At 64.1% G+C, this 23,483-nt stretch carries 24 protein-coding genes; 15 read left to right on the plus strand and 9 right to left on the minus strand.

The window, feature by feature from the left end:
* Positions 1–239 precede the first annotated feature (239 nt).
* The 8 genes from HGK27_RS18345 to HGK27_RS18380 are packed head-to-tail and all read left to right on the plus strand — an operon-like array spanning position 240 to position 6,288.
* On the plus strand, positions 240–728 hold the full coding sequence (locus HGK27_RS18345; RefSeq protein WP_206242493.1) for an RrF2 family transcriptional regulator: 489 nt from the start codon (positions 240–242) through the stop codon (positions 726–728).
* Positions 725–2,227, plus strand: a complete 1,503-nt coding sequence (gene sufB / locus HGK27_RS18350) for a Fe-S cluster assembly protein SufB (protein ID WP_206242495.1) — start codon at positions 725–727, stop codon at positions 2,225–2,227. The genes HGK27_RS18345 and sufB overlap by 4 nt, the downstream gene beginning before the upstream one ends.
* 49 nt (positions 2,228–2,276) lie before the next feature.
* Entirely contained in the window at positions 2,277–3,029 is a 753-nt protein-coding gene (gene sufC, locus HGK27_RS18355) for a Fe-S cluster assembly ATPase SufC (protein ID WP_206243358.1), read from the plus strand.
* Positions 3,026–3,457 (plus strand): hypothetical protein, encoded by a 432-nt coding sequence (locus HGK27_RS18360; RefSeq protein ID WP_206242497.1) that lies wholly within the window; start codon positions 3,026–3,028, stop codon positions 3,455–3,457. Before sufC ends, HGK27_RS18360 begins: the two co-directional genes overlap by 4 nt.
* A 5-nt stretch (positions 3,458–3,462) precedes the next feature.
* Positions 3,463–4,191, plus strand: coding sequence for a SufD family Fe-S cluster assembly protein (locus HGK27_RS18365; RefSeq protein ID WP_407674643.1), 729 nt, complete (start codon positions 3,463–3,465; stop codon positions 4,189–4,191).
* Complete coding sequence (locus tag HGK27_RS18370) at positions 4,188–5,399, plus strand: aminotransferase class V-fold PLP-dependent enzyme (protein WP_206242500.1); 1,212 nt, start codon at positions 4,188–4,190, stop codon at positions 5,397–5,399. Before HGK27_RS18365 ends, HGK27_RS18370 begins: the two co-directional genes overlap by 4 nt.
* Positions 5,396–5,902 (plus strand): SUF system Fe-S cluster assembly protein, encoded by a 507-nt coding sequence (locus tag HGK27_RS18375; protein ID WP_206242502.1) that lies wholly within the window; start codon positions 5,396–5,398, stop codon positions 5,900–5,902. The genes HGK27_RS18370 and HGK27_RS18375 overlap by 4 nt, the downstream gene beginning before the upstream one ends.
* A 2-nt stretch (positions 5,903–5,904) precedes the next feature.
* Positions 5,905–6,288 (plus strand): HesB/IscA family protein, encoded by a 384-nt coding sequence (locus tag HGK27_RS18380; RefSeq protein WP_206242504.1) that lies wholly within the window; start codon positions 5,905–5,907, stop codon positions 6,286–6,288.
* 46 nt (positions 6,289–6,334) lie between these two features.
* Here HGK27_RS18380 and HGK27_RS18385 read toward each other — a convergent pair whose 3' ends face one another.
* Together HGK27_RS18385 and HGK27_RS18390 are read right to left on the minus strand one after the other, a co-directional pair.
* Positions 6,335–6,730, minus strand: coding sequence for a hypothetical protein (locus HGK27_RS18385; protein ID WP_206242506.1), 396 nt, complete (start codon positions 6,728–6,730; stop codon positions 6,335–6,337).
* A 113-nt stretch (positions 6,731–6,843) separates the two neighbouring features.
* On the minus strand, positions 6,844–7,368 hold the full coding sequence (locus tag HGK27_RS18390) for a hypothetical protein (protein WP_407674629.1): 525 nt from the start codon (positions 7,366–7,368) through the stop codon (positions 6,844–6,846).
* A 120-nt stretch (positions 7,369–7,488) separates the two neighbouring features.
* On the opposite strand from HGK27_RS18390, the gene HGK27_RS18395 reads away from it, so the two are divergent.
* Entirely contained in the window at positions 7,489–8,487 is a 999-nt protein-coding gene (locus HGK27_RS18395; protein ID WP_206242507.1) for an adenosine kinase, read from the plus strand.
* Between the two features lie 341 nt (positions 8,488–8,828).
* On the plus strand, positions 8,829–9,026 hold the full coding sequence (locus tag HGK27_RS18400; protein ID WP_206242509.1) for a hypothetical protein: 198 nt from the start codon (positions 8,829–8,831) through the stop codon (positions 9,024–9,026).
* An 11-nt stretch (positions 9,027–9,037) separates the two neighbouring features.
* Here the strand turns inward: HGK27_RS18400 and purD are convergent, their stop codons facing one another.
* A complete protein-coding gene (purD, locus tag HGK27_RS18405) occupies positions 9,038–10,327 on the minus strand; it encodes a phosphoribosylamine--glycine ligase (protein WP_206242511.1) in 1,290 nt (429 codons plus the stop codon).
* Here purD and xseA point away from each other — a divergent pair.
* From xseA to HGK27_RS18425, 4 genes are all read left to right on the plus strand, one after another.
* Complete coding sequence (gene xseA, locus HGK27_RS18410) at positions 10,326–11,816, plus strand: exodeoxyribonuclease VII large subunit (RefSeq protein WP_206242513.1); 1,491 nt, start codon at positions 10,326–10,328, stop codon at positions 11,814–11,816. The two genes, purD and xseA, sit on opposite strands and share 2 nt — an antisense overlap.
* Before the next feature lie 49 nt (positions 11,817–11,865).
* The gene (locus tag HGK27_RS18415; RefSeq protein WP_068088265.1) at positions 11,866–12,066 is read left to right on the plus strand and encodes a DUF2093 domain-containing protein; all 201 of its coding nucleotides are present in this window, start codon (positions 11,866–11,868) and stop codon (positions 12,064–12,066) included.
* Positions 12,063–12,902, plus strand: a complete 840-nt coding sequence (locus HGK27_RS18420; RefSeq protein ID WP_241127293.1) for a M23 family metallopeptidase — start codon at positions 12,063–12,065, stop codon at positions 12,900–12,902. The genes HGK27_RS18415 and HGK27_RS18420 overlap by 4 nt, the downstream gene beginning before the upstream one ends.
* 483 nt (positions 12,903–13,385) lie before the next feature.
* A complete protein-coding gene (locus HGK27_RS18425; RefSeq protein WP_206242515.1) occupies positions 13,386–16,442 on the plus strand; it encodes a TonB-dependent receptor plug domain-containing protein in 3,057 nt (1,018 codons plus the stop codon).
* A gap of 460 nt (positions 16,443–16,902) precedes the next feature.
* Here the strand turns inward: HGK27_RS18425 and rpmB are convergent, their stop codons facing one another.
* Complete coding sequence (gene rpmB, locus HGK27_RS18430; protein ID WP_206242516.1) at positions 16,903–17,193, minus strand: 50S ribosomal protein L28; 291 nt, start codon at positions 17,191–17,193, stop codon at positions 16,903–16,905.
* 164 nt (positions 17,194–17,357) lie between these two features.
* On the opposite strand from rpmB, the gene HGK27_RS18435 reads away from it, so the two are divergent.
* Positions 17,358–17,813 carry a nucleoside deaminase gene (locus tag HGK27_RS18435; RefSeq protein WP_206242518.1) on the plus strand — a complete coding sequence of 152 codons (456 nt, stop codon included), beginning with the start codon at positions 17,358–17,360 and terminating at the stop codon, positions 17,811–17,813.
* Positions 17,814–18,045: 232 nt separating this feature from the next.
* Here HGK27_RS18435 and nadC read toward each other — a convergent pair whose 3' ends face one another.
* The 5 genes from nadC to HGK27_RS18460 form a co-directional block, all read right to left on the minus strand.
* A complete protein-coding gene (nadC, locus tag HGK27_RS18440) occupies positions 18,046–18,909 on the minus strand; it encodes a carboxylating nicotinate-nucleotide diphosphorylase (protein ID WP_206242520.1) in 864 nt (287 codons plus the stop codon).
* A gap of 293 nt (positions 18,910–19,202) precedes the next feature.
* Positions 19,203–20,003 carry a LytR/AlgR family response regulator transcription factor gene (locus HGK27_RS18445; protein ID WP_206242522.1) on the minus strand — a complete coding sequence of 267 codons (801 nt, stop codon included), beginning with the start codon at positions 20,001–20,003 and terminating at the stop codon, positions 19,203–19,205.
* Between the two features lie 25 nt (positions 20,004–20,028).
* Positions 20,029–21,171, minus strand: a complete 1,143-nt coding sequence (locus tag HGK27_RS18450; protein WP_206242524.1) for a sensor histidine kinase — start codon at positions 21,169–21,171, stop codon at positions 20,029–20,031.
* Positions 21,172–21,253: 82 nt separating this feature from the next.
* A complete protein-coding gene (locus HGK27_RS18455) occupies positions 21,254–22,012 on the minus strand; it encodes a DsbA family protein (RefSeq protein ID WP_206242526.1) in 759 nt (252 codons plus the stop codon).
* An 11-nt stretch (positions 22,013–22,023) separates the two neighbouring features.
* On the minus strand, positions 22,024–23,427 hold the full coding sequence (locus tag HGK27_RS18460) for a M48 family metalloprotease (protein WP_206242528.1): 1,404 nt from the start codon (positions 23,425–23,427) through the stop codon (positions 22,024–22,026).
* Between the last annotated feature and the right edge of the window lie 56 nt (positions 23,428–23,483).

The raw sequence follows: 23,483 nt of genomic DNA on the forward strand, positions 1-23,483 counted from the left end.
GCTTGCGCGGTAAAGGGGCCGCCTTTTTTCTTGCCTCCCAAATGCTTGTTGCGCTGCCCGGATACGCCTTTCGTCTGATGCGCGGGGGCCACAGCGATGATTCCTGTGTCGCTGCATAGCTTTGCCCCGTTGCGCGATGAAAAGACTGGGCCTAGGGGCTCGAAATCGGAACGATTCGATCTTATTTAGATTTCGAACCGTTTTTTGAGCCGTCCTTTCCAGCCCAGCGGGGTGCCCACATGCGTTTGTCCAGCATGGCCGATTATGCCGTGGTTGCCATGACAGCAGCAGCGCGCCATGGCGAGCTCGCCGTGGCCGGGGGCAAGCGCGCTCAGATGAATGCGGCTCTGCTGGCCGAGGAATCGGGCCTGCCCGCGCCCACGGTGCAGAAGCTGGTGAGCCGGCTGGTGGCTGCCGGGCTGCTGCGCTCCACCCGCGGGGCGGGCGGCGGTCTGGCGCTGGCGCGCGGGGCCGACTCGATCTCGCTGGCCGAGATCGTGGAAGCTGTCGAAGGGCCGATCGCGCTGACTCCTTGCGTGGACAAGGGGCGGGCCGATTGCCTGCTGGAACCGGGCTGTGCGGTGCGTCCGCATTGGCCGATCGTGAATGAGGCGCTGCGTGGAGCGCTGGCCAGTGTGCCGCTGAGTCGGCTGGCCGCGCTGCACGAAGTTGGTGAGTTGCATGAACCGATGGCGGCCCCTGCCGCGTCGATGGAGTTGAGCGAATGAGCGAGCAGAGTGTGCCCGAAGCCGAGGTCGTCGAGATCCGCGATCAGGCCGCGCGCGATGCGGCGGCCCGCGTGGCCGAGTATGAGCACGGCTGGGTCGCCGATATCGAGCAGGAATATGGCCCCAAGGGCCTGTCCGAGGACACCGTCCGCTACATCTCGGCCAAGAAGGACGAGCCGGAATGGATGCTCGAATGGCGCTTGAAGGCTTATCGCCACTGGCTGACCATGCCCATGCCCGATTGGGCCAAGCTGAAGATCCCGCCGATCGATTATCAGGCCGCCTATTACTGGGCCGCGCCCAAGACCAAGGATGGCCCCAAGTCGCTGGACGAGGTCGATCCCGAGATCCTGCGCGTCTATGAAAAGCTGGGCATCCCGCTGGAGGAGCAGAAGGTGCTCGCCGGGGTGGAAGGCGCGCGCAAGGTCGCCGTGGATGCGGTGTTCGATTCGGTTTCGGTCGCCACCACTTTCCGCAAGGAGCTGGAAGCGGCGGGCGTGATCTTCCGCAGCATCAGCGAAGCGATCCGCGAATATCCCGAGCTGGTGAAGAAGTGGCTCGGCAAGGTTGTGCCGATGGGCGACAACTACTTCTCGGCGCTGAACTGCGCGGTCTTTTCCGACGGCACCTTCGTCTATGTGCCCGAGGGCGTGCGCTGCCCGATGGAACTCTCCACCTATTTCCGCATCAACGCGGAAAACACCGGCCAGTTCGAGCGCACGCTGATCGTCTGCGACAAGGGCGCTTACGTCTCCTATCTGGAAGGCTGCACCGCCCCCCAGCGCGATGAAAACCAGCTTCACGCCGCTGTGGTGGAACTGGTCGCGCTCGACGATGCCGAGATCAAATATTCCACCGTCCAGAACTGGTATCCCGGCGATGCCGAGGGCAAGGGCGGCATCTACAATTTCGTCACCAAGCGCGCCCTGTGCCAGGGTAAGCGCAGCAAGGTGAGCTGGACCCAGGTGGAAACCGGCTCGGCCATCACCTGGAAGTATCCCAGCTGCGTGCTGAACGGTGAGGACAGCGTGGGCGAGTTCTACTCGGTCGCCGTCACCAACAATCATCAGCAGGCCGACACCGGCACCAAGATGATCCACAATGGCAAGGGCAGCCGCTCCACCATCGTGAGCAAGGGCATCAGCGCGGGCAAGTCGCAGAACACCTATCGCGGTCTGGTCCGCGTGGCGGCGAATGCGGAGGGCGTGCGCAACTTCACCCAGTGTGACAGCCTGCTGCTCGGCAAGGACTGCGGCGCGCACACCGTGCCCTATATCGAGGTGCGCAACCCCAGCGCCACCATCGAGCATGAGGCCACCACCAGCAAGATCTCCGACGACCAGCTGTTCTACGCCATGCAGCGCGGGTTGGATCAGGAGGCCTCTGTGGCGCTGATCGTCAACGGTTTCGCCAAGGAGGTGCTGCAGCAACTGCCCATGGAATTCGCCGTGGAAGCGCAGAAGCTGCTGGGCATCAGCCTTGAGGGGAGCGTGGGCTAAGCCCACCGCCACCTGTTTGTTTTCAGCCCGTTAAAAGGCCCATATGACCATGTTGCAGATTTCCGATCTCCACGCCACCGTCGCGGACAAGCCGATCCTCAAGGGTCTGTCGCTCACCATCAACGCGGGTGAAGTCCATGCCATCATGGGGCCCAATGGCGCGGGCAAGTCCACGCTGGGTTACACGCTGGGCGGGCGCCCGGGCTATGAAGTGACCGGCGGTTCGGCCACGCTCGAAGGCGCCGATCTGCTCGATATGGAGCCGCATGAGCGCGCCGCCGCCGGCCTGTTCCTCGGCTTCCAGTATCCGGTCGAAATCCCCGGCGTCTCCAATCTGCAGTTCCTGCGCGAGGCGCTCAACGCCCAGCGCAAGGGTCGCGGCGAGGCTCCGCTCTCGGGCGGCGAGTTCCTGAAGATCGCGCGCGAAAAGTCGGCGCTGCTCAAGATGGATATGGAGATGCTCAAGCGTCCCGTGAACGTCGGCTTCTCGGGCGGTGAGAAGAAGCGCGCCGAGATGGTGCAGATGGGCATCCTCGACCCCAAGCTGGCGATTCTGGATGAGACCGACTCCGGCCTCGACATCGACGCGCTGCGCATCTGCGGTGAAGGCATCAACGCCATCATGCGCCGCCCCGACAAGGCCGTGCTGCTGATCACCCACTATCAGCGCCTGCTCGATTACGTGAAGCCCGATTTCGTGCACGTGCTGGCCGGTGGCCGCATCGTGAAGAGCGGCGGCCCCGAGCTGGCGCATGAACTCGAAGAGCGCGGCTATGAGGCTGTCGAGGGAGCTGCCGCATGATCGTGCTGGCGGCCCTGCTGGCCCTTCAGGGCTTTACGGCCGATGCCGGGGAGGCGCCCAAATCCGCGGCGCAGACCATGGCTCAGGCGGCGAACACCGAGGCCGGTTCCGATCTGTCGGCGCTGGAGAAGAAGCTGGAGGTCTGGAAGGGCCGCTGGGGTTACAATGACGGCAAGTTCGGCTGCGAAACCCGCAACAGCAGCGGCGATTCGGCGGTGGATTCGGTTGGCTGTCAGGCGCTGATGGCCTGCCTCGGGCCAGAAGAGCAGCGGCTCAACGCCATCGCTCAGGGTGCGGGTGACGACAAGACGCGCGGCTCCGAAATGCAGGCGATCGTCGCCAAGGCGCAGCCCTGCATCGCCGAGAAGCGCCATCAGGGCCTGATCGCTCTGGCGCAGCTGCGCAATTTCGGAGGAGCAGGCAAGTGAGCGCTGTGGCTGAAACCCTCCCCACCCGCGCCGAAGAGGACTGGCGCTATGCCGATGTGAAGGCGCTGGCCGATCTGTGGCCGCTGCCCGAGCGTGAAACCGTCACCGTCCCGGCTGGCGGCACCTTCGCGCGCTCCATCGTGCAGACCGAGGGCGGCGTGACCCGCCTGTCGCTGGTGCTGGAAGCCAAGGCCAGCGCGGCGCTGCATGTGCTGAACGCCGGTGGCCCCTATGCCCGCGTCGAGATCGATGTGGTGCTGCATGAGGGTGCCGATTTCACGCTGGGCGGCGCGCAGCTGGCGCAGACCGGCCAGACGGTGGAGATCGTCACCAAGGTCACCCATGCCCATCCCGATGCGGTCAGTCGTCAGCTGGTGCGTTCGGTGGCGGGCGGGCAGGGCGTCGTCACCTATCTGGGCAAGGTCAAGGTCGAGCCCGGCGCGGACGGCACCGATGGCGAGCAGAGCGTGCGCGCCATGCTGCTGGACCGCACCGCCACGGCCAACGCCAAGCCCGAGCTGGAAATCTACGCCGATGACGTGAAGTGCGCCCATGGTTGCGCCGTGGGTGAGCTGGACGCCAATGGGCTGTTCTATCTCGCCGCGCGCGGTCTGCCGCCCGCACAGGCTAAGGCGCTGATGCTCTCGGCCTTTATCGCCGAGGCTTTCGATGGCGCCGAAGAAGGCGACCATCTGCAGTCTCTGGCACAGAAGCTGCTGGAGGAAGCGCTGTGAGTCGCAGCCTCGCCGAGATCCGCGCCGATTTTCCGGGCCTGAAAACCCGCGAGGGCGGCGTGTGGCATTACCTCGACAGCGGGGCCACGGCGCAGAAGCCGCAGGTGGTGATCGACACCATGTCGCGCGCGATGGGGACGGATTACGCCACCGTCCATCGCGGCGTCTATGCCCGCAGCGCCGAGATGACTCTGGCCTATGAGGCGGCACGCCGCACCATCGCCAGGTTCATCGGCGGCGATGAGCATGAGATCGTCTTCACCCGCGGCGCCACCGAGGCGATCAATCTGGTCGCCCAGAGCTGGGGCGCGACGAATCTGAAGGCCGGGGATCGCATTCTGCTCTCCACGCTGGAGCATCACTCGAACATCGTGCCGTGGCAGATCCTGCGCGACCGCATCGGTTTCGAGATCGACGTCTGCCCGCTGACCGAGGATGGCCGCATCGATCTGGATGCCGCCGAAAAGCTGCTGACTCCGGCCCACAAGCTGGTGTCGTTGGCGCATGTCTCCAACGTGCTGGGCAGCGTGCTGGATGTGGAGCGCGCTGTCGCTCTGGCCAAATCGGTCGGCGCGAAGGTGCTGATCGACGGCTGTCAGGCCGTGCCGCGCCTCAAGGTCGATGTCGCCGCGCTGGGCTGCGATTTCTACGTCTTTTCCGCGCATAAGCTCTATGGCCCCACCGGCATCGGAGCGCTCTGGGCCAAGGCCGAGATCCTCGACGCTATGCAGCCATGGCAGGGCGGCGGCTCGATGATCGACCGCGTAACCTTCGAGAAGACCACCTGGGCCCCGGCTCCCACCCGTTTCGAGGCAGGCACCCCCGCCATCGTCGAGGCGATCGGCTTTGCGCAGGCCGTCGATTACATCGAGGCCATCGGGCTGGATGCGATCCATGCTCATGAACTCTCGCTGGTTGATACGCTGCGCGGTGAACTGCGCGCCATCAACTCGATCCGCCTGTTCGGGCCGGACCATTCGGCGGGCATCGTTTCTTTTTCCATGGACGGGGTGCATCCGCATGACCTCGGCACTATCTTGGATGAGGAAGGCGTGGCGATCCGCGCCGGGCATCATTGCGCCCAGCCACTGATGGAGCATCTGGGCGTGCCCGCCACCGCCCGCGCCAGCTTTGGCCTTTACAGCGATGACAGTGACATTGCCGCCCTGCTGCGCGGCATCGAGCGAACCAAGAGGATTTTCGGATGAGCACCCCCGCAGCCGGAGACGGCGCCCCCCGCTTCACCGTCGAAGAGGTTGACGCCGCCCCCACCCCGCCCCGCGCGCGGGTGGAGGATGTGACGCCTGCTCCCGAAGAAACCCCGGCCGAGACGCTGGAGCGCAAGCGCGACTATCTCGACGGTTTCCTCAGCCAGCAGCCCACCGGCATGGCGCCCAACGAACCGGGCGGTGCGCTGTATGAGGCGGTGGTCGATGCGCTGAAAGAGATCTACGACCCGGAAATCCCGGTCAACATCTACGAGCTGGGCCTGATCTATGGCGTGGACATCACGCCCGATGGCGCGGTGGCGATCACCATGACCCTGACCACCCCGCATTGCCCGGTGGCCGAATCCATGCCGGGCGAGGTCGAGCTGCGCGTCGCCAGCGTGCCCGGCATTCGCGAGGCCGAGGTCAATCTGGTGTGGGACCCTGCCTGGGACCCGGCCAAGATGAGCGATGAAGCCCGCCTCGAACTGGGGATGCTGTGATCATGAGCGACGTTCAAATCAAGGACACTGGGGAAACCAAGGCCCGCCGCGCCCGTCCTGCCGCCGTCACGCTGACGGCCACGGCGGAGGCGCGCATTGCCCATCTGATGGCTGGCGCTCCGGAAGGCGCGATCGGTGTGAAGCTGTCTACCCCGCGCCGGGGCTGCTCGGGTCTGGCCTATTCGGTGGATTATGTGAACGCGGCCAACGCGTTCGACGAAAAGATCGAGACGCCGGGCGGCGTGCTTTTCATCGATGGGGCCAGCGTGCTGTATCTGGTGGGATCGGTGATGGACTGGGTGGAGGACGATTTCACCGCCGGTTTCGTCTTCAACAATCCCAATGCCAAGGGCAGCTGCGGCTGCGGTGAGAGTTTTACGGTCTAAACCAATACCTCAGGCGAGAGTCCCTCATCACTCTCGCCCGCAGCGATCACGCGCCGGTCACCCGGCGTTCGTCATTCGCTTCGGAGTCTACCAGCCTGATCTGCATCTCCTGCTGCCGCAGATAGGCCAGTAAAGCAGCGGGAACCGCCCGCGCCTTCACGCAGCACTGCCGCAGCAGAGCCAGAGCAGCCGGCGAACTTGCGCCGCCTTCATCGATCCGCGTCAGAAGCCAGTGCGATTTGGTGTCATCCATCACGCCCGCAGGCGCGCGTTGCTCCACCAGCCAGGTCGAAATGGTCTCGCCCAGAAACTCCACCCACTCGGGGGAAGGCGAGCGAACATGCATGTTGATGGCCAGCAGCGCTTCGGCATCGTCAGGGCTCATGCCGGGCCGGTTTGGATCGGCTGGGCGACCCAGTAGGCTGCGATTCGTCTCGTTCATCCCGTGCGTCCTTTCGGTTGCGCCCCGCAGCCGAAATGACGTGTAAACCCTTAGCGCAGAGTGAACCAAAAATTCAGGTAGGGTGATGTTTTCATGTCACACTCTATGCTGGGTCACCGCTTGCGCAGCGCCGCCACGCAGGCGGCCCGATCGACATCGCGCGCATCGGTGCCGCGCCGCGCATCGACATAGGAAGCCCGCGGCGGCTGCCCCGGCGCGGGCGGATAGAGATAGACGTCCAGCACGCAGGCATTGCCGGTGAACTGCAGCTTGCGGGCATCGCCCTCCACCACATCCAGCCGCGGCGTGCCGAACAGACGCTGCAATTCGGGCTGCGTGGCGCCGATTACCCCCTGAAGCCCCGGCAGCGACTGCACTTTGGCGGCAGGCGGCGGTGCATGATAAATCGCGGCAGGCGGGGTTGCGGTGCTGCCCGCGCGATGCGGCGGGCGCGGGGTGGAGACAGGCCTGGCCTGCTCGCTTCCGCAAGCGGCGAGAAAACCCAGCAGAGGAAGCGCGAAAAGAGAGCGATGGAAAGGCAGATTCATGGCGCGTGTGATGGACTGAGCATGCTGGGCGGTCAATCGCTGCCCAAGCGCATCGTCGCGCGCCACTGGCGTTCCGGCATATCTAGCCATTGCCCTTGCCCGGCACCCCCGCTAGGCGCTGAAAGATTATTGCCCGTTTGTTGGCCGCCTTTTCGCAAGGCCCCGGGCGCAACCACCCGATTTGAACACGCTCTCAGGAAAGGCCCTTTGATGACCCAGCCCACCACCGATGTCATCGCCATCGGCAATGCCATCGTCGATGTGATGGCCCCCTGCGCGGATGCCCTGATCGAGGAGCTGGGCCTCTCGCGCGGCGGCATGACTCTGGTCGACGCGGACCAGGCCAAGGTGCTCTATGATGCCATGGGCCCGGCGCGCGAAATCTCCGGCGGCTCGGCAGCCAACACGCTGGCCGGTCTGGCCCTGCTGGGTGCCAAGTGCGCCTTCATCGGTCAGGTCGCCGAAGACCAGTTGGGCGAGGTTTTCGCCCATGACATTCGCTCGGGCGGCATCTCCTTCGACACGCCCGTCGGCCCCGCCAACCCGCCCACGGGCCGCTGCCTGATCTTTGTGACGCCCGACGGCCAGCGCACCATGAACACGTTCCTTGGCGCCAGCCAGTTCCTGCCCGCCAGCGCGCTGGACGACAAGGCCATCGCCGACGCGCAGGTCCTGTACCTCGAAGGCTACCTCTGGGATCCCGAGGAACCCCGCAACGCCATGCGTCGCGCCATCGCCGCCGCCAAGAACGCCGGTCGCAAGGTGGCCTTCACCCTCTCGGCCGTCTTCGTGATCGACCGCCATCGCGACGATTTCAACGCCCTGATCAATGAGGGCCTGATCGATATCCTCTTCGCGAACGAGGAAGAACTCGCCGCGCTGACCGGCATCGAAGATTGCCACGAAGGCCTCGCTTCGCTTACGGGCAAGGTGCCCACCGTGGTGGTGACACGCGGCTCGCAGGGCGCGCTGGCCGTGTCCGAAGGGCAGCAGGCTCAGGTTGCCGCCCAGCCCATCGAGCGCGTGGTGGACACCACCGGCGCTGGCGATCTCTTCGCTTCAGGCTTCCTCTTCGGTCTCGTGCGTGGGCGTTCTCTGGAGGATTCGCTGACTCTGGGCTCGATCTGCGCAGCCGAGATCATCAGCCATTTCGGCGCTCGTCCCGAGGTGGATCTGAAGGCTTTGGTTTCCGAAAAGATCGGGGCCTAAGGTTTGAAAGGGAAAGTGCGAGGGGGTTACCCCCTCGCGCTCCCATAACGTCTTCCGACGATAGGGCAGGGGCGCCCGATCTTTGCGCCTCGGCTCTCCACCTGCGTGACCTTAAGCGCCGCAGGCTTTCAAGCTCATGATGATAGCGCAATGTTGGCAAACCCTGCCTGCGGCGCAGCGACGTTGCTCTGTCGCCGAACCCGAAGCGTGAGGCAGACATTAAAGGGAGCGCGAGGGTTATGACCCTCGCATCATTTTTTCCCTTTAACCCCTTAAACACCCGGCTGCTCTACCGTCCTGCCGTATACGCATAGAATGCCTGAGCGCAGGAGGCACAACCCATGGCCATTTCCACGAGTTCGGTGACGTCGAGCACGATCACCCGGACCCAGTATGATTCGCAGCCGCAGCAGCTTCGCGCGCAGCCTGAGCAGAAGACTCAGGCGCAGAAAGAAACCGAAGCCCCGGCGCCGAATTACAACAGCGATCTCAACCTGCCGAATGACGGCACCGGGGCCAGCTACAGCTTCCTCGTCTGATCAGCGTGTAATCAGCCTTCCGCCTCACGCGCCACTTCGCGCCAGCCGATATCGCGGCGGCAGAACAGGTCGGGCGCGGTGATGGCATCCACGGCGGCATAGGCGGCTTTCTGCGCCTCTGTCACAGTCGCACCCGTCGCCGTGACGTTCAGCACACGACCGCCATTGATGGTCAGTGTGCCTTCCGACAAAGCCGTGCCCGCGTGGAAGACCTTAGCACCCGTGGCCTCGGCCTTGTCGATGCCCTTGATGGTGCCGCCCTTCTTGGGTGTTTCGGGATAGTTCTGCGCGGCCAGCACCACCGTCAGCGCGGTGTCCTTGCTGAACACCGGCGGCTTGGCAGAGGCCAGCTCGCCCGTGGCGCAGGCCAGCAGCAGCTCGGCCAGGTCCGACTGCAGGCGGCTCATCATCACCTGCGTTTCGGGGTCGCCGAAGCGGGCGTTGTATTCGATCAGGCTCGGGCCGTTGGCGGTCAGCATCAGCCCGGCGAAGAGTACGCCGCAATAGGGCGTTCCCTCGGCGGCCAGCGTGCTGACGGTGGGGGCGATGATGCGCTCCATCACCTCGGCTTCCAGTTCGGGCGTCAGCACGGGGGCGGGGGAGTAGGCGCCCATGCCGCCAGTGTTGGGGCCGGTGTCGCCTTCGCCCACGCGCTTATGGTCCTGAGCACTGGCGAAGGCCATGATGCTGGTGCCATCGGTGAGGGCGAAGAAGCTGGCTTCCTCGCCGGTCATGAACTCCTCGATCACGGCTTCGGCGCCCGCCGAGCCGAAGCGACCGGCGAAGATGTCCTTCACGGCGGCGACGGCCTCATCCATCGTCATGGCGACGGTGACGCCCTTGCCGGCGGCGAGCCCATCGGCCTTGATCACCACGGGCGCGCCGAAACGCTCCAGAGCAGCCATGGCGTCGGCCTCGCTGGAGACGCGCTCGTAACCGGCGGTGGGGATGCCCGCGCGGGCGCACAGATCCTTGGTGAAGCCCTTGGAGCCTTCCAGCTGGGCCGCTTCCTTCGAGGGCCCGAACACCGGCACGCCCGCCGCGCGCAGCGAATCGCCAAGGCCATCGACCAGCGGCGCTTCGGGGCCGACGACCACCAGACCGATGGCCTGCAGGTGGCAGAAGGCGACCACGGCATCATGGTTCGTCACATCCAGCTTCACGCATTCGGCGTCTTGCGCGATGCCCGGATTCCCGGGCGCGGCGAAGAGCTTTCCACCGCTACGCACCGCTTGGGATTGCGCCAGCTGCCACGCCAGCGCATGTTCGCGCCCGCCCGAGCCCAGGAGAAGGATGTTCATGCCCGCTTACCCGCCTTATGCCGATGATGATGGTCCTGGCGGGCTGGTAGCGAAGCAGACGCCCGGGGACAACGCAGAGGCGCTCTCCATCACCGAGATTTCCGCGCTTTTGAAGCGAACGGTGGAAGATCGCTTCGGTTTTGTGCGGGTGCGGGGTGAATTGTCGGGCGTGAAGCGCGCGGCATCGGGCCATTTGTATCTGGCGCTGAAGGATGAGGGCGCGCGTCTGGATGGCGTGATGTGGAAGGGCAGCGTGGCGCGTCTGGGCTTTCTGCCCGAGGATGGCGTGGAGGTGATCGCCACCGGCAAGCTGACCACCTATCCGGGCCGCTCGAACTATCAGATCGTCATCGAACGCATGGAGATCGCGGGCGAGGGCGCTTTGCTGGCCTTGCTGGCGAAGACTAAGGCGCGGCTTGAGTCGGAGGGGCTGTTCGCCTCGGAGCGCAAGCGGGCGCTGCCCTTTCTGCCGTGCGTGATCGGCGTGGTGACATCGCCTACCGGCGCAGTGATCCGCGATATTCTCCACCGTCTGGCCGACCGCTTTCCCAGCCATGTGATCCTCTGGCCGGTGCTGGTGCAGGGGCAGGGCGCGGCGCAGCAGGTGGCCGCGGCGGTGCGCGGCTTTGGTGCCTTGGAGCCCGGTGGCCCGGTGCCTCGACCCGATGTGCTGATCGTCGGGCGCGGCGGCGGCAGCATCGAGGATCTGTGGTGCTTCAACGAGGAAGAGGTGGTGCGCGCCATCGCCGAAAGCCCGATCCCCGTGATCAGCGCCGTCGGCCATGAAACCGACACGACTCTGGCCGATTTCGCTGCCGACCGCCGCGCGCCGACCCCCACTGCCGCCGCCGAAATGGCTGTGCCGGTGCGTGAGGATCTGCTGGATACGGTCGGCGAATTTGGGCTGCGTCAGCGCCGTGCGGTGACGCGCGGGCTCGATCTGGCGCGTGAACGCCTGTCGGTGCGGGCGCAGCGTCTGCCCTCGGCCCGCACGCTGCTGGAAGAGCCGACGCAGGCTCTGGATGAAGCGAGTGAGAGGCTGCGTCGCGGTCTGGCCGGGCGGGCGCAGGTGGCGGGGGGGCAGTTGCAGCGCGTCGCCGGGCGGCTGTCGCTGCCGTTGCTGGCAGCGCGGCTGGAGCGGGCGCGCGAAAGGCTGGCCGCTCAGCGTTTGAACCCCGCGCTGCTCACGGCGCGATTGCGTGAGGACGGGCGGCGGCTCGATGGCGTGGCCCGCGTGATGGCCAGTCTTAACCCTGACGCGATGCTGGCGCGGGGCTATGTGCGGGTGACCGGCGCGGATGGCCGCACGCTGGTGGGCAGCTCCCAAGCCTCGACCGAGGCGCGGCTGACTCTGCACTTCCGAGACGGTCTGCTCGATGTTGCGCCACTGGATTCAGAGGTTTCGCCGCAGCGCGCGGCCCCTCGCAAGGCGCCTGTGCGTCGCAGCGAATCACCGGAAAAGCCCTTACAGGACGACCTGTTCGGCTGACGCGCCCGATGGCATTGGAGCGCGGCGCCAAAGATGTTAGTAAGGTTAGATGTTGATGAATTCTGCCGAACGTATCGCCGTCTTGCGTTATGAGCCCAGTGGATTCCGTATGGTCAGCCCGGGCAGCCATGTTGTGTGCGCCGTGACGGGTGAGAAGATCCCGCTCGACTCCCTCCGTTACTGGAGCGTCGAGTGGCAGGAAGCCTATGCCAGCCCGGAGATCGCCACGAAGCGCATGCTGGGCTTGTGATCTCCCGCCGCGGGGCGCTGGCCGGGTTAGGACTTAGCCTGATCCCTGCGCAGCTGAGGGCTGCGGGTCTGACAGCTCCCCCTTTGGCCAATCCCACCGGCGTGCTGATGCAAGGTGGCTGGGCGCGGGGGCAGGTCGCCGGAAAGCCGCGCCTGACGCTGGGCAGCCAGACGGTCGATTACGATGCGGATGGCCGTTTTTTCCTCGCCTTTGATCGCGATGCGCAGCCCACGGCGACGCTGACCGCCGATTATGGCACCGCCGGTATCAGCAGTCGCACCTTGGCCATCGCGCCGCGCGCCTGGCCGATCGAGCATATCGATGCTCCCTTCCATCCCCCCGCCGTGCCCGATGAGGCCTTTGCGAAACTCCGGGCGACGGAAGTGGCACGAATCGAGGCTGCCCGCGCGCAGGTGACGGGCGCCACGGGCTGGCGGCAGGCCTTTATCTGGCCCGCGCATGGCCGGATTTCCGGGCGTTTCGGATCTCAGCGCATCTATCGCGGCACGCCGGGCGCCTATCACAGCGGGCTGGACATCGCGCCGGGCGCCGGGGTGACCTATGTCGCGCCCGCCGATGGTGTGGTGGTACTGGCGGCTTCGGCCCCCTTCACGCTGGAGGGCAATCTGCTGATGCTGGACCATGGCATGGGGCTGAATTCGGCTTTCTTGCATGCGCAGCGTCTGCTGGTGCGTGAAGGTGACAGGGTGACTCAAGGGCAGCCGCTGGGTCTGGTCGGCATGACCGGTCGAGCCACTGGCCCCCATCTGCATTGGAGTCTGCGCTGGCGCGAGGCCCGATTGGACCCTTTGCTGATCCTGCCGCCGGCGGGGTGACCTTGCGGTTAATCCCGCAAAATCAGGGATTTTTCCTGTCAATTCGTCGAACGGGTCTTTTGTAGATTTTCGACAAATTTTTAAATCCACGATTTTACGCGAAAGAGCGGGCTCCCTCTCGGTTCTTACGGATTTTGGTAATTTTATATCAATGAATCGTCAAAAAACATCAGAAGGATGCGAAAATATGTCGCAAGCCTTCAGGTAAAATACCGGATTGCCCTTTGCGCCATCTTCACGGGAGTTGTGTTTTCTACATCTCGTTGTGACAGTTTCGCAACATTGTGACGCTTTTTTGCTGACAGCCATGTCAGCATCTTTTCGCACCACACGGGCTTTGCCATGAATGCACATCGTTCTTACGCGGCTCCTGGTCGCTTCGATCCCCGGGAAAGGGAAGAAGCGAGGGCAACCGGAGCCAGTCAAGCGTGAGAGCTACACCGTGAATGGCGGGGGCGCCATTCACTGGAACAGGGGTGAAACATGAAAGTAGCATTTAGCAATGCGCTGCTGGGCAGCGCTGCGCCGCTCGTTCTCGGCGTGTGCCTGGTTTCCGGCACGGCCTTCGCACAGGATGCCGCCAAGCCGAACGAACCCAAGGCTGAAGAGGCTCAGACCATCGTGGTGACGGGCTCGATCCTGCGCCGCACCAATACCGAGACCGTTTCGCCGGTCACCACCATCACTGCCGATCAACTTGACCAGCGCGGCATCAGCACAGTGCAGGAAGGCCTGCAGACGCTGGCCGCCAACAACGGTCCGGCGCTGACCAACAGCTTCACCGCCAACGGCGCCTTTGCTGCCGGTGCCTCGGCGATCTCGCTGCGTGGCCTGACCACCAACTCGACCTTGGTGCTGTTCGACGGTCTGCGCGCTGCTTACTATCCGCTGGCCGATGACGGCTCGCGCAACTTCGTCGACCTCAACACCATCCCCGATGACATCATCGAGAAGGTGGACGTTCTGAAGGACGGCGCTTCCTCGGCTTACGGCGCCGACGCCATCGCCGGCGTTGTCAACATCAAGACCAAGCGTCAGTTCAAGGGTCTGTCGATCCGCGCTGAGGGCGGCATTTCCAGCCGTGCCGACGCCGGCTCGCAGCGGATCAGCATCACGGCTGGTAAGGGCGACATCGAGGAAAACGGCTACAACGCCTACGTCAGCGGTTTCTACTACCACTCGGCCGAGCTGTATAACCGCGATCGTCCCTATCCTTTCAACACCTCCAACTACGGCCGTCTGGGCAATGTCGCCTCGACCGGCGTGACGGGGGGTGTGAACGACAACGGCACCTACACGCAGGGCACGCCCACCAGCTCGATCTTCTACGTCCGTCCCTATGATGCGACGAACACCACGGCTGTGGCAGGCTCGCGCTTTGCCGCGCTCAACACGGCTCAGTGCCGCGGCACCAATTACACGCTGAACGCCACCGATCTGGCGGCCAATCCCACGGCGCCGACCACGGTTTGCGGCGTTGACTATACGGCTGCCTATGGTGTGATCCAGCCCGAGATCAAGCGTTACGGCGGTTCGGCCAAGGTCACGGCCAAGCTGAACGACACGATCGAGGCCTATGCCGAGTTCAACTTCCTGCAGACCACTACGGATTACACCGGCCAGCCCGCCGTGATCCGCGGTAACGCGCCTGCCGGTATCTACTATCCGCAGTTCAGCAACTCCGCTGCTGCCGGCGGCGCCTACACGCTCAACTCGGGTATCATTGCTCTGCCGGTCTATGTTTGCGCCCGCGCTGCTGGCGTGTCGGCCGTGAACGTCAATGGCGTGCCCACCGTTCCGGGCTGCACTGCCGCCAATGGCACGCTTAATCCGAACAACCCCTATGCCGCTCAGGGATATGTTGCCCGTATCCAGGGCCGCGATCTGAGCAGCGTGACCTACAACGAAACGCGCAACCGTACCTATCGCGGCGCCTTCGGCGTGTCGGGGCAGGTCACCGATGCGATCACCTTCGATGTGGGCGGTACCGCCATGCATGACGATCTGCGTCGTCTGCAGCGCGGTTATGTCAACATCCAGCATCTGCTGGATGTGGTGGCTGACGGCACCTATAATTTCGTCAATCCCGCCGCCAACTCGCAAGCTGTGAATGACTATCTGAAGCCCGACAACATCACCAACGCGACTTCGGATCAGGTTCAGCTGCAGGCCAACATGGGCTTCAAGCTGGCCGACCTGCCCGGCGGCCCGCTGCAGGTGGCCATTGGTGGTTCGGAGCGCTATGAAGCGGTGAACGCTCCCAGCGGCAACAGCGACTTCAACGGCCCGACCCAGCGTTACTTCACTCTCAATGCCTTCGGCACGGTAGGTAGCCGCTGGATTTCCTCGGCCTATGGTGAAATTTCGGCCCCTGTTGTGAAGTCGTTGGAGCTGACGGCTGCTGGTCGTTATGACCACTATTCGAGCGGTCAGAGCGCCTTCTCGCCCAAGGCCGGCTTCAAGTTCAAGCCGGTTCGTCAGGTGATGATCCGCGGCACCTGGTCGAAGGGCTTCCGCATCCCGTCCTTCGGCGAGGCGAACTCGCTGCCGACCACGGGCTATGTGACCAACCCGTCCAATGTGTTCAACGATGCCTATCTGGCTCAGTACACCAACCCGGCACTTGGCACGCCTTGTAACGTTGCCAACTTCGCAAAGGCTTGCCCTGCCTATCTGACGGCAGGTAGCTACGGCTACACTACGCTGGCGACCCCGACCTTGAAGTCGGAAAAGTCGCGCAGCTTCACGCTGGGGGCGGTGTTCGAACCGGTGCGCAACCTGTCCTTCACTGTCGACTTCTACGACATCAAGAAGGACCAGTTGATCACCGCGCCGCTGGCGGCGCCTGCGCTGATCGCTTACTACTCGGGTGGTGCGATCCCCGCCGGTTACACTGTCACCGCCGATGGCCCGGATACGTCGGACGCTTTCGTGTCGCCCACGGCCAAGCCGCGCGCGGCTCTGGTTCTGGCTAATTTGATCAACGCCAACAGCCAGACGGTGCGTGGCATGGACTTCGAGGCGGAGTTCCGTCACAAGTTCAGCCACAATGTGACTTGGACCAGCTCGCTTGAAGCGGACTGGATCATGCTGCTCGAAACAAAGTTCGCCGATGGCCATACCGAGCGCTATGATGGTACGCTGGGTAACTACAACCTGACCGCCGGTTCGGGCACGCCCAGCGTCAAGGGCACCTGGATGAACACGCTGGAAATCGGCAAGGTGAAGATCACCGACACGCTGAACTACATCAGCGGTTACAACCTGTCGGCGATGGACCAGGGCGGTACCTACAAGGACTGCAGCCTGCGTCCTTCCTATTGGTCGGCGTGCAACGTGAAGAGCCTGATCACCACCGACGTGAACGTGCAGGTGAAGGTCAATGACCAGTTCACTGTTTACGGCACGGTCAACAATCTGCTCAACCAGATGCCGCCGATCGATCCGGTGACCTATGGTGCGCATGGCTACAACCCTGTGCAGGGCGGTACCGCCATTCTGGGCCGCTACTTCAAGGTTGGCGCGAAGGTGAACTTCTAAGGTTCGTCTCAAGCCTTGAAAAAATCGGGGGGTGGCCTGAGAGGGCTGCCCCCTTTTTCTTTTTCAGATTTAGAGGTTAAGCAGGGGGCGTTACGCCCCCTGCACCCCCGTTATGTCTTCCGACGAAGCGAGGGTGAGGGCGGAAGCCTTGCGCGCCGGCTCTCTGTTGCGCTGCAGGATTCCAAATTCTGAGAGGTTTCGTGGAAGCGCTGGTATCGCTGCCTGCGGCGCTTTGCGTGGCGCAAGTGGAGAGGCTGGCGCACCGATGGGGTAGCCACTGCCATTTCGTCGGAAGGCGATCTGGGAGCGTGAAGAGCTGGAGCATTTCTGTTGAGAAATGCGACCAACAACGGGGCAGCCCTCGCATCTTTTCTCTTCCGGAATCCGCGCAAACAAAAAGGCGCGGCAGGACGAACCTGCCGCGCCTTTTGTGCTGGCGCTGAAACCTGCGTCGAGCCGATCAGGCGGCGACGACAGCAGCCTTCTTCACTTCGCGCTTCACGCGCAGAGCGTTGCGGCTCAGCTTGCAGTCAGCCGTCTTCAGCAGCCAGTTATCCAGGCCGCCGACGTGCTCGACAGAGCGCAGGCCGTGCGTAGAAACGCGGAACTTGAAGCCACGATCCAGGGCTTCCGACAGCAGCGTGACGTTCTGCAGGTTAGGCAGGAAGACGCGCTTGGTCTTGTTGTTGGCGTGGCTGACATTGTGGCCAACCTGACGGCCCTTGCCAGTCAGTTCGCAAATACGGGACATGATTCTCGCCTTCGAATTTCGTTACCGTTGCCGGAAGAATGGGCGCGCATAGCGATTCTACCCGGCTTGGTCAAGGTTTTGCACAGGCGAAGAATCGATTCGGTCCTCACGCCGCTGGTGCGCGCTCTTGCCATGATGTAGGCGCTCGCGCTAGCCCCCTTGGCATGACCCAATGGCCGCTCCCCGAACCCATGGCTCTGGCGCTGGAACAAGCCCGTCTGGGCGCGCAGGCCGGGGAAGTTCCCATCGGCGCCGTGGTGATGCGTGACGGCAAGGTGATCGCCACCGCTCACAACCGCCCCCGCGCTTTGTGTGACCCCACCGCCCATGCCGAAGTGCTGGCGATTCGTGCTGCCGCCGCTGCCTTGGGGCAGGAACGTCTGGAAGGCTGCGATCTGTGGGTCTCGCTGGAGCCATGCCCGATGTGCGCGGGCGCGATTGCTCATGCGCGAATCGCCCGGCTTTATTACGCGGCCAGCGATCCCAAGGGCGGCGCGGTGGAGCATGGGGCGCGGGTTTTCGATCATCCGCAATGCCTGCATCGCCCCGAGGTCTACAGCGGTCTGGGTGGGGATATGGCGGCGGAGATGCTGCGCGGGTTTTTTCAAGAACGAAGGTGAAATGCGAGGGGGTTACCCCCTCGCGCTCCCATAACGTCTTCCGACGCAAACGCAGTGGCACCCGATTGGTGTGCCCCGGCTCTCCACCTGCGCAGTTGAAAGCGCCGCAGGCAGTCGAATCATCCGTTAGCCTGCGGCGCGGCAAACTATGCGTAAGGCTGAACCCTTGGCGCGAGGCAGACAGTAAAGGGAGCGCGAGGGCGATGGCCCTCGCATCTTCTCTTTCCTCGAATCAGGCCAGAACGAAATCCAGCCCGATATCCGCCGCCGGAGCGCTCTGAGTCAGGCGCCCCACGGAAACATAATCCACCCCGCTCGCCGCAATCGGCCCGATGGTGGAGAGGTTCACCCCGCCGCTCGCCTCGCAGGGCACGCGGCCCGCCACCAGCGCCACGGCCTCGCGCAGCATGTCCGGCTCCATGTTGTCCAGCAGCAGGTGAGTCGCCCCCGCCGCCAGCGCGGGTGCGATCTGGTCGAGGTGGTCGATCTCGCAGATGATGCTGGCCACGCCCGCCGCACGGGCACTGCCGACGGCCTGCCCCACGCCGCCTGCCACGGCGACGTGATTGTCCTTGATCATCGCCGCGTCCCACAAGCCCATGCGGTGATTCTGCGCACCGCCCATGCGGGTGGCGTATTTCTCCAGATGGCGCAGGCCGGGGATGGTCTTGCGCGTGTCCAGCAGCCGCGCCTTGGTCACGCCCATGGCGTCGACATATTGGCGCGTCAGCGTGGCGATGCCCGAGAGGTGCTGCACGGTGTTCAGCGCCGAGCGCTCCGCTGTCAGCAGTGCACGCGCCTTGCCGGTGAGGCGCAGCAGATGCGTGCCGGCCGCGACCTGATCGCCATCCTGCACCAGAGTCTCGATGGAAATCTCCGGATCGAGGTGGCGGAAGAAGGCCACCGCGATCGGCAAGCCCGCCACGGTGATGGCATCGCGGCTGTCCATCACGCCGGTGAAGCGGGCGTCTGCCGGGATGACGCTTTCGCTCGTCACGTCCTGGCCACCGCCGGGGAGGCCTTCGCCAAGGTCTTCGGCAAGGGTTTGCGTGACGAAGGTGTCGAGGTCGAAGCCGGTCAGGGAGAATTGGGTCATAAGGGGGGTATAAGGGAGTGGAGAGAAGGGGGAAGGAGAAAAAGCGAGGGGGTTACCCCCTCGCGCTCCCATAACGTCTTCCGACGCATGGGCAGCGTCGCCCCATCCTTGCGCACAACCTATCCACCTGCGCTACGCCAGCGCCGCAGGCAGTGTTTCATCGATCATGGAAGCTGTGCCTGCGTTTAAAGCCTGCGGCGCGGCGACGTTGCTCCGGGGCCGAACCCGATGCGCAACGTAGACATTAAAGGGAGCGCGAGGGTGTAACACCCTCGCACCTTCCCCTTCATTCCTTAATGAACAAACCGCGCCACCACATCGCGATACGAACGCGACACCTTCACGTCCGCGCCCGACTCCAGCACCAGGAAGCATTCGCCATTGGTATGCGGCTTCACCTGACGCACCAGATTCAGGTTCACGATCCACGAGCGATGCACGCGCTGGAACACGCGCGGGTCCAGCCGGCGCTCCAGATCCTTCATCGTCTCGCGCAGGATCAGCGAGTTGTCGGCGGTGTAGATGCACATATAGTCACCAGCGGCTTCGATGCGCTCGATGGTGTCCACATCGACGCGGAAGATCTGGCCGCGATCCTTGATGTTGATTAGCTTCTCGAAGCGGCCCGCGTTGGGGTCACCCTGTTCGTCATCCAGCGTGTCGATGGCGTCGGGGGCGACTTCGGCGAGAACGCTCTTCAGCTTCTCGGCCTCTTCCACCAGCTTCTTGTCGGAGAGGCGCTGGCGCACGCGGTCCAGCGTGTCGGCCAGCTTGTCTTCGTCCACCGGCTTCATCAGGTAGGAGACGGCGTTGGCCTCGAAGGCGCGCACGGCGTGTTCCTGGTAGGCGGTGCAGAAGACGAAAAGCGGCGGCTCGATCTCCATCACGCCCTTCACCACCGAGAATCCGTCGAAGCCGGGCATCTGGATATCCAGAAACACCAGATCGGGCTTTTCGGTCTTGATCTTGCGGATGGCTTCGCGCCCGTTGGCGCAGGTATCGATGATTTCGATGTCGGGGAATTTCTGGAGCCGCAGCTGCAGGCCCTGGATGGCCAGTTTCTCATCGTCAACGAGGATGGTGCGGATGGTCATTGGGGCTTTTGCCTTCTCGCGTCAGTCAGGTTGCAGTGGCGCTGGCAGGGAAATCCGCGTCGCGCCGCTCAAAGGGTATTTCGATGGTGACGGCAAAACCGCCCTCAGATGGTTCATAAGTCTCGAAACGATGGGCAGGTCCGTAAGCCTGCGCCAGGCGATCGCGAATATTTGCCAGCCCGACTCCGGTCGAAACCGTCTGCCCCCCGTCGAAACTGACGGCATTCAATCTGTGGTCGCCTTCCTGGTTCTGCAAGCCGGGTCCGGTATCGGAGACGGTGATGCGAAGGTTTTGCCCGACCAGTTGAGCGGCAATGGTGATTTCCGCCCCGCTCTCCTGAGTCGAAACCGCGTATTTGATAGCATTTTCCACCAGCGGTTGCAGCAACAGAGAGGGCAGCAGCCCGCCTTCGGTGGGTTCATCGATGCGGAAGGTGGTGCGCAGCCGCTCCTCGAATCGCATCCGCTCGATGTCGAGATAGAGCTTGAGCGTCTCGACCTCCTTGGCCACCGTCACCCGCCCCTCGGGCTCGTTGATCAGCGTGTAGCGCAGGAAGGAGGAGAGGCGCGTCAGCATGGCATTGGCGGGCTCGGTCTGGCCCAGCAGCACCAGCGTGGAGATCGAGTTCAGCGTGTTGAACAGGAAATGCGGGTTGAGCTGATAGCGCAGCATCGCCAGCTGGGCATTGGTGGCCTGCACCTCCAGCCGCAGCAGGGCATCGTTCTGTTCTTCCACGCGCAGGAAGAAGTTGATGGCGTAATACAGCGCCGACCAGGCGCCCAGCAGCGCCGCGTCATAGAAGAACACCTGCACGAACAGCTGGGGGAAGCCCGAGGTGCTGTCCGGATGCGACAGGTCGACCACCCAGGCATCCATGAAGGCATAGAGGCAGACAGCCAGCGGCAGCACCACCGCCGTCACGCCCCAGGTCAGCAATGCGCGCTGGCCCATCAGCTGGCGATAGATCACCGCCAGCAGCAGGCTGATCGAAAAGCCGTTGATGATTTCCACCACCACCAGCGCCAGCGGGGACCATGACTGCCCCGTCGCCAGCAGAGACATGGCGCGCAGCACCAGAGCGCCGACCCAGCCCACCACCTGCAACCGCCAGAAAGCGCGATTCTTGTTGGCGAAAAACGGGGTGGGTTGGAAAGGAAGCACGGCCATGGCGGGGCTCTAGCTTAAAAGCAGCCCGGCGGCGATGGCTTTTGCCATCGGGGACAGCGCCGCAGCGGTCATCGCTTGCCCATCATCCCTTCGGCGTCTCCAGCCCCTTTTGCAGTGCTTCCTTGCCCACCGCGCCCAGCAGCAGATGGCCATTGGCGAGGAAGGTGGGGGTGGAGTTGATGCCCAGCTGCTTGGTCATTTCCAGATTGGTGGCGATCTCGGTCTTCACCGGCTCGCTGGTGGCGTCCTGCCTGGCGCGGGCCAGATCGACCCCGGCTGCCTTGGCGGCGGCCTCGATTCCCGCCTCGTCGGGGCGCTCCTGCGCATACATGGCGTGGTGGAAGGCGGCGAATTTGCCTTGCTTGGCCGCGCCCAGCGCCACGGCGGCAGCGACCCGGCTTTCGGGGCTGAGGATCGGCAGCTGGCGGATCACCACCTTCAGATCGGGATCGGCGGCGGCCATGGCGGCAACATCAGCCTCGCTCTTGCGGCAGTAGCCGCAGGCGTAATCCATGAACTCCACCAGCACCTTGTGGCCATTGGGATTGCCCAGCACCGAGCCGGGGAAGGGCGTTTCCACCAATTGACGGATCTGGCCGATCTGGGCTTCGGCCTCACGCTGGCGCAGCACATCCATGGCCTGGGGCAGAATTTCGGGATGGGCCATGATGTAATCATGGATCGCGGCATCGCCATTGCCGTGCTGGCCGATGGGCAGCAGGCCGGAGGCGATCAGCGCCGCCCCCGCCACGCCGCCGATCAATCCCGCGCTCAGGCCGATCAGCAGGCCGCGCAGGCGGGAGGGAGCGGCAGGGGCGGATTGGGGAAAGTTATCGTTCATGGGGCGGGCGCTTACTTGCGTTTCTTGCCCTTGGCCATGGCGGAGCGCGCCTCCATCGCAATGTCCTGAGCGCGCAGCCAGTCCGGCGTGCCCTGCTTCAGCCCTAGCGCGGCGGCCTCGGCATTGCGCAGCGCGCCGCCGACATTGCCGTTCAACTCCTGCTGTTCGGCGCTGGCGAGTTCGGCGTGCGGCGTGTCGCCCTGCTGGGCATAGACCATGCCCAGCACATACCAGGCGAAGGGATTCTCACGATCGCGGGAGAGGGCGGCCTTCAGCACGCGCTCAGCCTCGGGCATATGGGGATGCTTGGGGTCGCCCTCATCCTCGGCCAGCAGGGCGTGGCCGAAGGTGGTGGCGATCAGCGGCTGGTTGTTGGTCAGCTGGGTGGCGCGGCGCAGCGGATCGATGGCGTCGGTGGGCTTGCCTGCCTCCAGCAGGATCTGGCCCTTCAGCTCCAGAAAATAGGGATCGTCAGGCGCATCCTTCAGCAGGGCATCGGTCTCGACCATCGCCTTGTCGAGGAAACCCTGCTTGTGCCAGGCATAGGCGCGGGCATAGCGCGCGGGCACGCCGGTCATGTACTCGGGAAAGGCTTTGAGCGTGTCGTTCGGCTCGGCCAGATAGCCGTAGAGCTTGGCCTTCACGCGGGCAAAGCGCTCCTCCAGCACCGGGTCCTTGGGTTTGTTCCAGGCCGGATCCTTTTCGTACACATCCTGCAGGAACTGGATACGATCGTCGGTCAGCGGGTGAGTGGACCAGAAGGCATCCTCGTCGGTCCGGGTGATGCCATAGGTGTTTTCCATTTTGAGCAGCTTGTGGAAGAACTCCACCGAGCCGCGCCCGGAAATACCCGCGCCCGAAAGGAAGCGCGCACCGGCGGCATCGGCTGCCTCTTCCTCGCCGCGCGTGTAGGAGAGGTAGGTGCCCATCGCGGCCTGCTGACCGGCCATGAAGATGCCCATCGCCGCCTCACCACCGCCCGCCGCCGCAGCAGCACCGGCCAGCAGCAGCGAAAGGATCGAGATGTTGCTGGCTTGCTTCATGCCGCGCGTATCGATGGCATGGCCACCCACGACGTGGCCGAGTTCGTGCGCCACCACGCCCTGCACCTCCAGCGCGGAATCGGCGGCGTTGATCAGGCCCGAATTGACATAGACCGCCTGCCCGCCCGCGACGAAGGCGTTGATCTCTGAATCATTGACCAGCACCACATCGACATTGTGCGGGTCCAGCCCCGTCTGCTGGATCAGCGGCTGGGCCATATCGTGGAGCAGCGCCTCGGTCTCGGCGTCGCGCAGCACCGATTGCGCGCTGACAGGCGCGGCAGCCAGAGCAAGGCACAGCGCCAGCGCGCTGGCCAGAGAGCGAAGCGGCTTGAAGCGATGGCCGGGCGGATTGAGAGCAGGGTCGCGCATGATTCAAGCAGGAGGCTAGCACGCCTGCCGCTGAACCGCGCGTGAAGAATTGTGTC

The sequence above is a fragment of the Novosphingobium terrae genome (assembly GCF_017163935.1).
GTDB classification, from domain to species: Bacteria; Pseudomonadota; Alphaproteobacteria; order Sphingomonadales; family Sphingomonadaceae; genus Novosphingobium; species Novosphingobium terrae.